The sequence below is a fragment of the Nitratireductor sp. ZSWI3 genome, assembly GCF_024655565.1.
GTDB lineage: Bacteria > Pseudomonadota > Alphaproteobacteria > Rhizobiales > Rhizobiaceae > Nitratireductor.
Map to the genome: position 1 here is coordinate 26,806 of NZ_JANKOF010000013.1, position 13,909 is coordinate 40,714.

Here is a 13,909-nt window from a genome sequence, read left to right on the forward strand (position 1 = left end):
ATGTGGTCAACGGCTCTTGCTTTCTCCGCTGCGTTATTCATCACACTGCTTCTAACCTTGGGAATATCGGAACAGGACCCCGACGCACGGGGTTGGCACTCGGTCTAAATCTACCCTACCGAAAGTTGATATGCCAGCCGCCCGGCTCCGATCATCACCGCACGCTTAGCCGGCATTGCGATCGGCATCGCGCCGGCTATCGCTCGGACCTCCGTTATGCCGGCGTCGCGCAGAAACAGGGCCGGTATTGCGACAGAAACCGCCACTCGATGACATAGACAACGTAGGATTCCTGTAAACGAAATCGCACTACCGTCAAAATAATATAAACAAGAAAAAATAAACGCGTCCACCCGAATAAAACAGACGAAACAGAAAATCCTATCAATCTAATCAATTCTTACTTTTTATGACAACAGAAATAGCACAAGTTTTGCTTATCAATGGTTGCGAACCTTTCTTCGAGCCTGTAATCATATTCGTCCCTCGTCCAATATCCAGACGGGGGCGACATTATCAAACGAGGAGATCCTTATGATTGGTGGTCTATTGTCAACGGTCGGCGGCACTGTCGGTCCTCTTCTTCAGAACGTACATGCAACCGTAAATAGTTTGGCCGAAACCGTTTCACCCGGCTCCACCGACGGTCGCACGACGACTGGAAACCTTATCAACGAGAGTGGTCTGCTCGGCGACCTCATCACCGGAGTTAGCGAAGGCGACCTGATCGGTGGCATCGCCAACGCATACGGCAACATCGTCGGCCCCGGCGGTGCGATCAACAACCTCGCCCAGGGCCATGGCTTGGGCATCGAGGGTGCGCTCGGCAGCGTGCTGGGTCTCGCCGACGGCCTGCTCGGCTCGGCCGATGGCGGCAGCGACAATCTGCTCGACGGCCTGCTCGGTGGCGATGGCCTTCTGGGCGGCGTCCTCGGCGACGACGGTCTGCTCGGCGGCGTGCTCGGTGACGACGGCCTTCTGGGCGGCGTCCTTGGCGGCGACGGCCTGCTCGGCGGTGGCCTGCTCGGCGGCGTGCTCGGTGACGACGGCCTTCTGGGCGGCGTCCTCGGCGACGGCGGCCTGCTCGGCTGACGCAGTCGATTCCACTCCGGGGGGCTTGCCCCCCGGAGTATTTGGACTTGCCAATGCTCCCGTCGATGGTCTCTATGCTGCCGGAGAACTTGGTAGACAATGCACTCAGTGCTTGAAAGATTGGGCTTCCGCAAACAGAATGTCGGAATTCATGAATGTGACGTCGAGGAAATCCGATGTTTATGGCTGACGCGACGTCAATCTCCCGCTCCACAGAGAAGCGGGTCGATCACGAGATAAGCATTGCATTGAAGTCGTTGCGACTTCATTTTATTATTGTTGGCATCTTCTCGAGCGCCATCAATCTTCTTTACCTCAGCTCTCCGCTTTACCTGATGCAGGTCTACAACCGTGTCCTGATCAGCGAGAGCATTCCCACCCTCGCCTTGCTGACGCTGATTCTGGTCATCGCCCTGCTCGTGATGGCAGCGCTCGATGCCGCCCGCGCGCAAATCCTGATCAGATGCGGAATTATACTGGATCAGAAGCTTTCCGGCCGCCTGTTTTCCGCGCTGGTCCAAAAGTCGTCGAGACAGGGATATTCGCTGGGTGCCCAGCCGCTTCGAGAGCTCGACGAATTCAGGACCTTCATCACGGGGCCTGGAATCTACTTCGCCTTCGACATCCCCTGGATCCCGATCTATCTCGGCCTCCTGTATCTGATCCATCCCGTCCTGGGGATCGTCGCGACCATCGGCGCCGCGGTGTTGATGGGACTGGCCTTTCTGAACGAATTCCTCACACGGAGGCCGATCGAGGACGCGCAGAACTCGGCGCGGCGTGCCTTCACCTTCACTGAAAACATCATGCAGCACGCGGATGTCATCCGGGCCATGGGAATGCAGTCGTCGGTGGAGAGCCACTGGCAGGGCAACCGGGCGGGCATGCTGCGCCGGCAAGCCTTCGCCAGCGATCGCAACGCCTTCCTGTCCGCAGGCATCAGGTTCGCCAGGCTCCTGCTGCAGTCGCTGATGCTCGGCGCCGGCGCCTGGCTGGCGCTCGACCATGCAATCATGCCCGCCACCATCTTCGCCGCGAGCATCATCATGGGGCGGGCGCTGGTGCCGGTCGAACAGTCGGTCGCCGCCTGGAAGCAAGCCGTGACCGCCCGCATGGGCTACCGGCGGGTGCGCGATATTCTCAAGGAAAACCCGGTGACGGACCTGAAGACCGTGGTGCCGATCAAGCAGACGGCGCTCGAGGTCAAGGAACTGTCCTATCAGGCGCTCGGCAGGAAGAAGCCAATTCTCGACAATGTCTCGTTCAAGATCGGAGAAGGCGAGGTCCTCGGCGTCGTGGGGCCGAGCGGTTCGGGCAAGAGCACGCTCGCCAAGCTGCTCATCGGCGCTCTTCAGCCGACCAACGGCGAGATCTTCTTCGGCGGGCTCAACTACGTGCACTGGGACCCCACGGAGTTCGGCCGCATAACCGGCTATCTGCCGCAGGACGTCGGATTGTTTGCCGGCACGGTCCGCCAGAACATCGCCCGCTTCGGAGACCCGTCCGTCGAAGAGATCATCCAGGCGACCACTCTGGCCGGGATCCACGAAATGGTGCTGAGCCTGCCGAAACAGTATGACACCGTGCTCGGCCCCGGCGGCCTCGGCCTTTCGGGTGGCCAGCGCCAGCGCATCGGCCTGGCAAGGGCTCTCCTGGGACGTCCCAAGCTGCTGGTCCTCGATGAGCCCAACGCGCATCTGGACATCGTCGGTGAAAAGGCGCTCAGCGAGGCTCTGTTCGTCATGAAGGCGCAAGGCACCGCCGTCGTGGTGATCACCCATCAGCCGGCGATCCTGCGCGTCGTCGACACGGTGCTGACGCTGAAGGGCGGCGCGATCGACAAGCTCGGCCCCCCGGAATCGTTCGGCTCGAAGCTCTTCGAGGAGGCACAGGCATGAAGCTTGCCTTCCTCTCCGCCGGCCGCACCAGCAACATCCGCTACGATAACCCATTGATGCCGGCCCTGTGGGGCGCCGGCGCCATCGTCCTGTTCATCCTCCTCTTCGTGATCTGGGGCTATGCCGCGCCGCTTTCCAGCGCGGCGATCGCCGAAGGCAGCCTCCAGGTCCAGGCCAGGAGGCAGTCGGTCGAGCATCCTTATGGCGGCGTGATCTCCAGGCTGCTGGTCATGGAAGGCCAGCGTGTGGTTCAAGGTCAGTCGCTCATCGAGCTCGACGGCACCGACGCCCGCGCCAAGCTGGACATCGCGAACGCGGAAGTCGTGGCTCTTCTGGCGGAACAGGCAAGGCTGGTTTGCGAGCGGGACGATCAGGGCCCTGAATGCCTCGACGCGTTTGCGAACGCCAATTCGCAACGGCGCGGAATGGAAGAGGCCATCGCCAACGAACGGGCGGTGATGCTCGCGCGGGGCCTGCAATACGAGGCCGAAAAGGGGATGCTGACTTCCAATGTCGCCCAGCTCTGGGAGAAGATCTCCGGGCTGACGGCGCAGATCCAGGGTCTTTCCGCGCAGGAGGCCTCCCTGGAGGAAGAGCTGAAGGGCGCCAGGAAGCTGCTCGAATCCGGCTTCACTCCAAGGACCCGCGTCCATGAGCTCGAGAGATTGGCGGCGCAGATTCTGGCGGACAAGGGTTCGCGGATTGCCGACATGGCCGGCGCCAAACAGGCGATCAGCGAAGCCGAGCTTGCCGTGGCGAAGCTGGATCGCGAGCGCATCACCGCGCTTGCCAACCAGATCCGCCAGACACAGTCCGCGCTCGCCGGGGCGATCCCGAAGCTGGAAGCCGCGCAGGACGTCGTGAATCGAACCACCATCAAATCCCCGGTCAGCGGCTCCATCGTCGACCTGTCGGTGTTCACCGAAGGCGGCGTGATCCAGCCCGGAGCGCGGCTGATGGACATCGTGCCGGACGACAATCCGATCATCGTCGAGGCCCGCCTCCCCCTGTCCGACATCAACTATGTCGAGCCCGGTCAGGAAGTGGATGTGCAGCTCGTCGGGATCCCGAGAAACGAGCGGCCGCAGATCAGAGGCGAAATCATCAGCGTCTCGGCAGACAAGATAACCGACCCCAACTCCGGCGCGAGCTACTTCGCGTTGCGCGCCAGGCTGAACCCCGATGATCTTAGCGATCTGAGGGTCAGGCTTCAGCCGGGAATGCCGGCGGAAGTGATCGTGACGACCAAGTCGCGCACTCTGGCCGCCTATCTGTTGGGGCCGCTACTCGATGAGGTTGGACATGCATTTCGCGAACAGTGAGGACTTCAAATGTCTAGGATGACGAGCGCAGACAACAAGAAACGCTCCGAGGCAAAATCGGAAAGCGGCAGATCGGCGGCGCCCAAGTCGGACAGCGCCCTGGCCTTCTCACTGACCGCGGGTGCCATTGGCATCGGCATCACGCTTCTCCAGCAGGAACAGGCGATGGCGGCCCTCAACGCGGCCAACTTCAGCCTCGGTGAGTTCCAGCTCACGGACGAGGCGCGCGTGTCAATATCGGCAGATGCGGACGGTCAGCTCGCCGCAGCCGCCAACCAGCTTTCCTTCGGGGGTCTGGGGACATCGGTGTCCCTCGACGCCGATGCGGGGCAAGCGGGCGGCATCGATCTGTCCGGATTGCTGCAGGCCATCCAGGAATATCTGCAGCAGATGGAAACGTTCGCGGCGGAGAACGGACTGGGCGGCGCCGAACATCCCGGCCATCCGCAGGGCCTGTCCGAGCTCGTGCAATATGCCTCCAACGACGCGGGCACGGTCACTGACGCTTCTGGGTCCGGCCTCGGCACGAGTTCGCCCGTCGGAAGCGGTTCTTCGCTCTCGCTGGGGCCGGACAAGACGGACGGACCAGGCAAGGTCGGGGAGATCTCGAACGGACTTCTGGACGATCTGGCGACCGGAACCGGCGGCTCGAACAGTGCTCCGGTTGTCGGCACGATCATCCCGGATACCTCCGATGCTGTGGACGGCGTGACGGACACGGTCGGAGATGTCGTCGACGGGGTGACAGGCGTCGTCGAGGATGTTCTTGATGATGTCACCGACGTCGTCGGCGGCGTGACGGATGTGGTCGACGACGTCCTCGACGGTGTCACAGACATCGTCGGCGGTGTCACGGATGTGGTCGACGACGTTCTCGATGGCGTCACAGACATCGTCGGTGGTGTGACGGACGTGGTCGACGACGTCCTCGACGGGGTGACCGACGTCGTCGATGGTGTGACGGATGTGGTCGAAGATGTCCTCGGCGGCGTCACTGATGTTGTCGGCGACGTCCTTGACGGCGTGACAGACGTCGTCGGCGGCGTGACAGACGTCGTCGATGATGTCCTCGACGGTGTTACCGATGTGGTCGGCGGCGTGACGGATGTGGTCGATGACGTTCTCGGCGGTGTGACCGATACGGTCGATGGTATACTCGGCGGTGTGACCGGCACGGTCGGCGGTGTGCTTGGCGGCGTCACCGGCACGGTCGGCGATGTCGTCGGCGGCGTCACAGACACGGTCGGCGATGTCGTCGGCGGCGTCACGGACGCGGTCGGCGATGTCGTCGGCGGCGTCACCGACACGGTCGGCGATGTCGTCGGCGGTGTCACCGACACGGTCGACGATGTGCTCGGCGGCGTCACCGACACGGTCGGCGATGTCGTCGGCGGCGTCACCGATACAGTCGGCGATGTCGTCGGCGGTGTCACCGACACGGTCGACGATGTGCTGGACGGCGTCACCGATACAGTCGGCGATGTCGTCGGCGGTGTCACCGACACGGTCGACGATGTGCTCGGCGGCGTCACCGATACGGTCGGCGATGTCGTCGGCGGTGTTCTCGATGGCGTCACCGACACGGTCGGGGGACTTGTCGGCGGGCTGCTCGGCGGCACGACCGCGACGATCGAAGTCTCTCTGGAGGGGCCAAACATATTCGAAGCAGCGGAGGGCGCGTTGCAGCTCACCGACGGGGTGATCAGCCAGCTGACGCCGACGATCAGCTTCATCGGGCAGTCCATTACCGACAGCACCGACAATCACGACTTCGCCGCGTCAAACGGCTCTCTGCTTCACGGTCTTATCTGACAGTGAAGGCCTTCCAGCTTCACTGTCCCTTTTGAAGAGGGACGGTGAAGCATCGCCTCCATGGCGTGAACGACATCAAACGGCCTGCAGACACGGCATACGCCTTGCGGAAAACCGATTCCGGTTCGTCAGCCGATACTCTAACCTTTCCGGCTGAACGAATCGCTTTCAGCTGCAATGCGCAGCGGAATTCCTGTTTCCGGCAACGAAGCATTTACCGATACGACGGGAGAGCGTCCGGCGGGAGGCATCACAACAACCGGCGCAAGGAAGGTGAGGGAGATGGGAGACATGCGACTGGCTCTGGTAACGGGGGGCAGCGGCTTCATCGGAAAGGCCCTGATCGACCGGCTGCTTTCGCAGGGCTGGAGCGTCCGCAATGTCGATTTCGTCGCGTCTCCTGCGACACATGCGCGATTGAGCCATTGGCCGGGGAGCTTTCTCCAACCCGAGCTCCTGCGCGAGGCGATGGTCGGCGTCGACACCATCTTCCATCTCGCCGCCACGAATTTTCCGCGGGAATCGAATCTCAATCCCCTGTCGGACTGCCAGGAAAACGTCATCGGCACGATGAAACTCGCCGAAATGGCCATCGAGGCCAAGGTGAGACGCATCGTCTTCAGTTCCTCGGGCGGCACGGTGTACGGCAACGCCAGGGCGACCCCGATCGCCGAGAGCCACCCGACGCAGCCCATCACCGCATACGGCATCTCGAAGCTCGCCTGCGAACACTATCTGCGGTTCTATGACGGCCTTGCGAAAGGCCGGCCGCTCACCACCTTGTCCCTGCGCATCGGCAACCCGTACGGCCCGAACCAGAACATCCGCAAGGCGCAAGGAGCCCTGACCACCTTCTGCTACAATGCCGCGAACGGAATCCCCATCACCATATGGGGGGACGGGACGGTCGAGCGCGACTTCATCCACATCAGCGATGTGACGCGCGCCATGGCCCGTGCGGCCGACTGTCCGGCTCACGGCACCGAGATCAATGTCGGCTCTGGCAGGGGCACGTCCCTCAACCAGATCCTGGATGCGATCAGGGCGAGCCTGGGAAGGACGATTGACGTCAGCTACACGGAGAGCCGGAGTTTCGATGCTCCCAGCAACGTGTTGTCGATCGCCCGCGCCCGCGAGCTGCTTCAATGGGAGCCCGAGATCGGGATAGACGAAGGCGTCAGCGAATTGCTGGGCTCCTTCCTCTAGAGCGTTTTGCAGTCAGGTGGAATCACCTGACGACCGCATAAATGCGGAAAAACAATGAGATAGAACAGAACAACGTTTCCATGAAACGATGAACCGGTCTAGCGCGATTTTGAGGATGGCACGATGACGACGACAGCGGCCGGTCTCACGAGCCTCGACATGCTGGAGGCGGAGTCCATCCACATCATGCGTGAGGTTGCCGCCGAGTTCCGCAACCCGGTCATGCTGTACTCGGTCGGCAAGGATTCGTGCGTCATGCTGCACCTGGCCAGGAAGGCATTCCACCCCTCGCCGCCGCCTTTCCCGCTGCTGCATGTGGACACGACCTGGAAGTTTCGGGACATGATCGCGTTCCGCGATCGAGCGGCCAAAGAGGCCGGCATGAGGCTCATCGTCCACACCAACGAGGAGGGCCTGCGCCGGAACATTACCCCGTTCAACAACGGGTCGGCGCTCTACACCAGCGTGATGAAGACCGAAGCGCTGAAGCAGGCGCTCGACCGCCACGAATTCGACGCCGCATTGGGGGGCGCGCGCCGCGATGAAGAAAAAAGCCGTTCCAAGGAGCGCATCCTCTCCTTTCGCACCGCGGGCCATGGCTGGGATCCGAAGAGGCAGCGCCCGGAACTCTGGAACCTCTACAACACCCGGATATCCAAGGGCGAATCGATCCGTGCCTTCCCCCTGTCGAACTGGACCGAGCTCGACATCTGGCTCTACATCCTGAGGGAGGGGATCGAGATCGTCCCGCTCTATTTCGCCGCCGAGCGGCCGGTGGTCGAAAGAGACGGGCAGTTGATCATGGTCGACGACGACCGCCTGCCGCTGGCAAACCGCGAGACGCCGCAACTCAAGATGATCCGTTTCCGGACCCTTGGCTGCTACCCGCTCACCGCGGCGATGGCGTCGGCAGCAACCACCCTGCCCGAGATCATCGAGGAAATGCTGACCGTGTCGACCTCCGAGCGCTCGGGACGCCTGATCGATTTCGACGAAGCGGCATCGATGGAGAAGAAGAAACGCGAGGGCTATTTCTGATGAAGCCTGCGCCCGACGCTCAATCCTTCGCCGAATACATCTTCCGCCAGGAAAGCAAGGACCAGTTGCGCTTCATCACATGCGGCTCCGTCGACGACGGGAAATCGACACTGATCGGCCGCCTGCTCTACGACGCCGCGCTCCTCTACGAGGACCAGTTGGCGGCCCTCAGACAGGAAGTCGCCCGCCAGGGGCACCCTAGCATGGAGATCGATTTCGCCAATCTCGTCGATGGCCTCGAAGCCGAGCTGGAACAGAAGATCACCATCGATGTCGCCTACCGGTACTTCTCGACCGCCAAGCGCAAGTTCATCGTTGCCGACACGCCGGGACACGAGCAATACACGCGCAACATGGCGACGGGAGCCTCCACAGCCGATCTTGCCGTCATTCTGGTCGATGCGCGCAAGGGCCTGCTGACCCAGACACGCCGCCACTCCTTCATCGCCTCCTTGCTGGGCATCCGGCATGTGATCCTCGCCGTCAACAAGATCGACCTTACGGACTATTCCCAGGAGGTCTTCGAAGCGATCGCCTCCGAATACCGTATCTTCGCGGCAGCCCTGAATTTTGCCACCGTGACACCGATCCCGGTATCGGCCCGCTTCGGCGACAACATCACCCGGCGCAGCGACAAGCTCGCCTGGTATGACGGGCCGCCGCTTCTGGACTTGCTTCAGTCGATCGAGATCGCGTCGTCGAAGCGGGACCGTCCGTTCAGGATGCCGGTCCAATGGGTGAACCGGCCGCATCAGGACTTCCGCGGCTTCAGCGGCACCATAGCCAGCGGCTCCGTGCGCCCCGGCGATGCCGTCACCGTCGTCCCGTCCGGCAGGACGACGACGGTCTCGCGCATCGTCACCCATGACGGCGACCTTCCGGCCGCCGCAGCCGGCCAGGCCGTGACGCTCGTGCTGGCGGACGAAGTCGACGTTTCGCGCGGCGACCTGCTCAGCTCGCCGACCGAGCGTCCGGCACTGTCCGACCAGTTCTCCGCCAACCTGATCTGGATGCACGAAGCGCCGATGATTCCGGGGCGCTCCTATCTCTTCAAGTTCGGCTCCAAGCTGGTCACGGGATCGATCACCGCCATCAAGCATCGGGTCAATGTCGACACGATGGAACCTGGCGCTGCCAGGCAGTTCGAGCTGAACGAGATCGGCCTCGTGAACCTGGCGGTCGGCGAGCAGATCGCCGTCGACGCCTATAAGGACAGCCGCGCCACCGGCGGCTTCATCGTCATCGATCGGCTCTCGAACCAGACGGTCGGCGCGGGAACGATCAATTTTCCCCTGCGCCGATCGGAGAACATCCATTGGCAGGCCATCGACCTCGACAAGAAAACCCGCAGCCAGGCCCTCGGGCAACGCCCGTTCGTGCTGTGGTTCACCGGTCTGTCCGGCGCCGGCAAGTCGACGATCGCAAACCTGGTCGAAAAACGGCTCTTCTCGATGAACCGCCACACCTATCTCCTGGATGGAGACAATGTGCGGCACGGTCTCAATCACGATCTCGGCTTCACCGAAGCCGACCGGGTGGAAAACATCCGCCGGATCGGCGAAACAGCAAAACTGTTCGTCGATGCCGGCCTCATCGTGCTGTGCTCATTCATCTCGCCCTACCGGTCCGAGCGGCGCATGGTGCGGGAACTGCTGGAGCCGGGGGAGTTCGTCGAGGTTTTCGTCGATGCACCGCTCGAAATCGCCGAACGCCGCGACCCGAAGGGGCTCTACCGCAAGGCGCGCGCCGGCGAACTGCAGAACTTCACCGGCATCGATAGCCCCTACGAGGCCCCGCAGGCTCCGGAAATTCACCTGGCGGCAGGCTCCCGAACGCCGGACGAGCTTGCTCAGGCCGTGATCGACTACCTGCGAGAACATCGCCACGTGTCTTGAGACGCCGCACGATGGCTCCTCGCGGCCGCAGGGCCCTTTGTGTTGGGGAGATGAGCGCTCTAGCCGAGCAAGCCGCCGTCAAGGAGATCGTCCAGGTCGCCGGCCGACCCGAGGAGGCCGCCGCCGATCAGTCCGCCTTCACCCAGGACGTCGCCAAGCAGGCTCTCGTCGCCGACAACGCCGTCCAGCAAGCCGTTGCCGATGCTGTCGGCGGCTCCGAGAAGCTCATCGGCGGTGCCAAGCACGTTCCCGAGCAGGGTCTCGATGCCGAGGCCGTACCCGTCGCCCAGATTGTTGATCACGCCGCCACGGCCGATGATGTCGGCATAGACATCGGCCAGGCCGCCCGTCAGGTCGCCTTCCTCGACACCGGAGATGAGATCCCCGGTCACCCCATTGTCGTTTATCAGGTTTCCGGTCACGGTCCGGCCTTCCGTGGCCCCCTGCGAAACGCTTTCACCGACGTCGTTTGCCGCGTCATGTGCGCCACGCAGGAGCGCGCCAGCCCCACTCAGCAATCCGGTCAATCCACCAAGCACGACAAAACCCCTCCTGCCAGAAGCCGGCCCACCGACTATTCACACGCAGTATTTCACGATTCATTACACCAGGCAAACAAAGCCGAATTGCAAATCATGCCGCCTGCGAAGCAGAGCACCGGAATTTTACCTTCGGGCAAAGATCCTCCGCGCGCATGCGCAAGTTGTAATGTCCATCACATACAGGACCTCGCAGCTGGTGCTCAGACCTGGTGGTGCGATCCATAAGGTGGCCGATCGCCCTTGCCGGCAGATCCCGCAAACCGGCAGCGAAGGCGCAGGATTCGTATGGCCGGACAGCTCGCACTCATTGCAACCATAAGAGTTAATGTAAAATAGATTCTCTTTATAATTGATTTGCATTCAATTCTAGAAAACCGTGATGGAACAACAGCTACAAGCATACAAACGATCGAGCGGAGGGTGAATCAAGCAACGTTGAACTAATTGCGCTCTTCATCCTGGCCGCGTAATTCCCGCTTCCGTTTTGTTGCTTGTGCTGCTAACAATTCCAGCCATGTCTTATCGTAAGCTGACAGACGACGAGGTCTATGAAGCCCTTCACCAGGCGTTGCTCGCACTGGGGAGAAGGGAGGGTGCGACCAGGCAGGGCGAGACCGCACTCAAAGCTGCGAGACGCGCCCTTCGGCTGCTGCAGATGGGGCTGGTCTCCATTCAGGAGCGGGCCAGCGAAGAGATGCCGAGCATCAAGTTTCCCGACTGATCGCGCGTTTCGCGTCCACCCTCATTCGGCCGCGCAGACGCGGCCGATATCGCCTCCGGCACAGCAGCCAAAATCTTCACAGGATCACGAGAGATGGGCGCGCGGTTACCGCGCCCTGACCCCTGTTTTTCCCCACCGGCAAGGCACGCTCCGCCCGCACTTCTCATGACCGGAAAAAAAGGGAGTCGACATCGATGCGCCGGGGCGGCATACTTGATTAAACGTTTAATCTGTGGTTTTTCTGGCGCGATGGCTCCCCGTCTCAACCTTTCCGACATAGCGAAGGCTCTTGGCGTTTCCGTCGCCACGGTTTCCAACGCGCTGTCGGGCAAGGGGCGGGTCTCTGAAGAGTTGGCGCGGGTGATCCGTGCGAAAGCCAAGGAGCTCGGCTACATCCCGAGCCTGGCGGGCCGGGCGCTGAGCACCGGACGCAGCCAGGTGCTGGGGCTCGTGCTGGCGGATATCGGGCATCCCCTGTTTCCCCAGTTCGCCCAGGCGATCGAGAATGCCGCGGCCGCAGCCGGCTATGGTGTCCTGATCGGCGACAGCCGCGGCGAGATCGACGCCCAGACGCGCGCCATCAACCGCCTGATCGAGCGCGGTGCCGACGGCATCGTGGTCGTGCCGCGCCACGGCACGCGGATCGCCAATATCGGCCATCCCATCGCTGTCATCGATTCCCCTTCGACGCCCGGCAACACGGCCTCTGCCGATCACTGGGACGGCGGCGCACAGATCGGCGCGCACCTGTCGGCGCTCGGCCACCGCTCCTTCGCCATCATCGGCCTGCATTCCGATTCGAACGTCCAGAACGATCGCATCGGCGGCATCAAGGCGGCATTGCCGCGGCAAGCGCGGGTCGAGCTTCTCTGGATCGACGAATTGGAGCGCAAGCGCGGCCCCGGTGCCGAGCTCGGCCTGCTGCGCCTGATCGACAAAGGCGTCACGGCCTTTGCCGCCGTGTCCGATCTGCATGCCCTGCGCGCGGTGACGGAGCTGCAGCGCGGCGGCGTCTCCATCCCCGGCGATGTGAGCGTTACCGGGTTCGACGACCTGATCTGGGCCGGCGTCATCGCGCCGACGCTGACGACCATGCGCATGAACATGGCCAGGATCGCCGAACTGGCGATCGCCGACCTGATCCGCCAGATCGAAGGTGGCCGGGACAGCGAAGACGGCGTGCCGCACCGGCCGGGCGGACACGCCGTGCCGATGGAACTCATCATCCGCCAATCCAGTGGGCCCGCCCCGGCGGCTCCCGCAGGCAAGAGGCCAGGCGGCAATCCGCGCCGGGCCGACAATCAAGCAAACGGATCGATATTGGAAGACACCAGAGAAGGAACCGATCACAAATGCTGAAATCCCTCCTAACCTCCAGCGTCGCGCTCGTGACGCTCGCCGGCGCCGCCAACGCAGCCGACAAGAAGCTCGTCATCTCCGTCTATGGCTTTGCCCAGGACGAGTTCAAGCAGATCGTCTACGACCCGTTCGAGGCCATCTGCGGTTGCGATCTCGTCGTCGAGACCGGCAACAGCGTCGAGCGGCTGGCAAAGCTCGAAGCGCGCAAGGACGATCCCGAGATCGACATGGCCGTGATGTCGACCCATGACGCGCTGGCAGCCGCCCGCAAGGGCATCACCCAGCCGATCGACGTGTCCAGGCTGACCAATTACGGGAAGCTCTACGACATCGCCAAGGATCCGCTCGGCGATCATCTCGGCGTTGGCTACACTTTCTATGCGACCTCCATCGCCTACCGCGCCGACAAGGTGAAGATCGAAAGCTGGGCCGATCTCTTCCAGGACGGGTTGAAGGGCCGCGTCGCCTTCCCGAACGTCACCACCAATCAGGGCCCGCCCGCGCTCTACATGCTTGGCCTTGCGATGGGCGATGATGCCGCCAGCCTTGCGGCGCCGATCAACGAGGTCGCCGAGCACAAGGACGATGTCGTCACCTTCTACGAGCGTTCCTCGCAGGTCGCCCAGTTGATGCAGCAGGAGGAAATCCTCGCCGCTCCCATCGGCCGCTTCTCCTGGGGCCCCTATTCCAAGATGGACATGGACATGGCCTGGGCCACTCCCAAGGAAGGCCAGACCGGCGGCATGAACGTGATGATCCTCACCAAGGGCGCGAAGAACGAGGATCTTGCCTATCAGTTCATGGATTTCTGGCTCTCGACCGACATCCAGACCAAGCTCGCCGAGGCGCTGGTCGACAGTCCGGCCAATTCCGAGGTGGTGGTCGCCGACGACATCGCCGAAAATCTGACCTATGGCGCGGAGACGGTGAAGAGCCTCAAGCTCCTGCCGCCGGACGTGATCCTCGACAATCGCGAGGCCTGGCTGTCCGAGTGGAACGCCAAGGTCGGCCAATAAAGCGCCCC

Annotated in this window: 11 protein-coding genes; 10 read left to right on the forward strand and 1 reads right to left on the reverse strand. The window is 62.4% G+C overall.

Going from position 1 to position 13,909, the window contains the following annotated elements:
* Positions 1-612 precede the first annotated feature (612 nt).
* From NUU27_RS06680 to cysN, 7 genes are all read left to right on the forward strand, one after another.
* Positions 613-1,092: a hypothetical protein gene (locus NUU27_RS06680; RefSeq protein ID WP_257761307.1), complete on the forward strand. Its 480-nt coding sequence runs from the start codon at positions 613-615 to the stop codon at positions 1,090-1,092.
* A 248-nt stretch (positions 1,093-1,340) separates the two neighbouring features.
* On the forward strand, positions 1,341-2,990 hold the full coding sequence (locus NUU27_RS06685; RefSeq protein WP_257761308.1) for a type I secretion system permease/ATPase: 1,650 nt from the start codon (positions 1,341-1,343) through the stop codon (positions 2,988-2,990).
* On the forward strand, positions 2,987-4,312 hold the full coding sequence (locus tag NUU27_RS06690; protein WP_257761309.1) for an HlyD family type I secretion periplasmic adaptor subunit: 1,326 nt from the start codon (positions 2,987-2,989) through the stop codon (positions 4,310-4,312). The genes NUU27_RS06685 and NUU27_RS06690 overlap by 4 nt, the downstream gene beginning before the upstream one ends.
* Positions 4,313-4,330: 18 nt before the next feature.
* Positions 4,331-6,124, forward strand: coding sequence for a hypothetical protein (locus NUU27_RS06695; RefSeq protein ID WP_257761310.1), 1,794 nt, complete (start codon positions 4,331-4,333; stop codon positions 6,122-6,124).
* 291 nt (positions 6,125-6,415) lie between these two features.
* On the forward strand, positions 6,416-7,330 hold the full coding sequence (locus NUU27_RS06700) for an NAD-dependent epimerase/dehydratase family protein (protein ID WP_257761311.1): 915 nt from the start codon (positions 6,416-6,418) through the stop codon (positions 7,328-7,330).
* Positions 7,331-7,453: 123 nt separating this feature from the next.
* Entirely contained in the window at positions 7,454-8,368 is a 915-nt protein-coding gene (gene cysD, locus NUU27_RS06705) for a sulfate adenylyltransferase subunit CysD (RefSeq protein ID WP_257761312.1), read from the forward strand.
* Positions 8,368-10,263, forward strand: coding sequence for a sulfate adenylyltransferase subunit CysN (gene cysN, locus NUU27_RS06710; RefSeq protein ID WP_257761313.1), 1,896 nt, complete (start codon positions 8,368-8,370; stop codon positions 10,261-10,263). The genes cysD and cysN overlap by 1 nt, the downstream gene beginning before the upstream one ends.
* A 59-nt stretch (positions 10,264-10,322) precedes the next feature.
* Here cysN and NUU27_RS06715 read toward each other — a convergent pair whose 3' ends face one another.
* The gene (locus tag NUU27_RS06715) at positions 10,323-10,685 is read right to left on the reverse strand and encodes a hypothetical protein (RefSeq protein WP_257761314.1); all 363 of its coding nucleotides are present in this window, start codon (positions 10,683-10,685) and stop codon (positions 10,323-10,325) included.
* A 634-nt stretch (positions 10,686-11,319) separates the two neighbouring features.
* Between NUU27_RS06715 and NUU27_RS06720 the strand changes: the two genes are divergently transcribed.
* The 3 genes from NUU27_RS06720 to NUU27_RS06730 all read left to right on the forward strand — a co-directional run bounded on the left by NUU27_RS06720 (position 11,320) and on the right by NUU27_RS06730 (position 13,901).
* Positions 11,320-11,526 carry a hypothetical protein gene (locus NUU27_RS06720; RefSeq protein WP_257761315.1) on the forward strand — a complete coding sequence of 69 codons (207 nt, stop codon included), beginning with the start codon at positions 11,320-11,322 and terminating at the stop codon, positions 11,524-11,526.
* A gap of 249 nt (positions 11,527-11,775) precedes the next feature.
* Positions 11,776-12,885 (forward strand): LacI family DNA-binding transcriptional regulator, encoded by a 1,110-nt coding sequence (locus NUU27_RS06725; protein WP_257761316.1) that lies wholly within the window; start codon positions 11,776-11,778, stop codon positions 12,883-12,885.
* A complete protein-coding gene (locus NUU27_RS06730) occupies positions 12,879-13,901 on the forward strand; it encodes a PotD/PotF family extracellular solute-binding protein (RefSeq protein ID WP_257761317.1) in 1,023 nt (340 codons plus the stop codon). The genes NUU27_RS06725 and NUU27_RS06730 overlap by 7 nt, the downstream gene beginning before the upstream one ends.
* Positions 13,902-13,909: the final 8 nt, after the last annotated feature.

Bases quoted from the DNA above. Each gene is read 5' to 3' on its own strand.
- NUU27_RS06725 (WP_257761316.1), top strand. From the start codon at position 11,776: ATGGCTCCCCGTCTCAACCTTTCCGACATAGCGAAGGCTCTTGGCGTT.
- NUU27_RS06730 (WP_257761317.1), top strand. From the start codon at position 12,879: ATGCTGAAATCCCTCCTAACCTCCAGCGTCGCGCTCGTGACGCTCGCC.
- cysN (WP_257761313.1), top strand. From the start codon at position 8,368: ATGAAGCCTGCGCCCGACGCTCAATCCTTCGCCGAATACATCTTCCGC.
- cysD (WP_257761312.1), top strand. From the start codon at position 7,454: ATGACGACGACAGCGGCCGGTCTCACGAGCCTCGACATGCTGGAGGCG.
- NUU27_RS06700 (WP_257761311.1), top strand. From the start codon at position 6,416: ATGCGACTGGCTCTGGTAACGGGGGGCAGCGGCTTCATCGGAAAGGCC.
- NUU27_RS06720 (WP_257761315.1), top strand. From the start codon at position 11,320: ATGTCTTATCGTAAGCTGACAGACGACGAGGTCTATGAAGCCCTTCAC.
- NUU27_RS06695 (WP_257761310.1), top strand. From the start codon at position 4,331: ATGACGAGCGCAGACAACAAGAAACGCTCCGAGGCAAAATCGGAAAGC.
- NUU27_RS06690 (WP_257761309.1), top strand. From the start codon at position 2,987: ATGAAGCTTGCCTTCCTCTCCGCCGGCCGCACCAGCAACATCCGCTAC.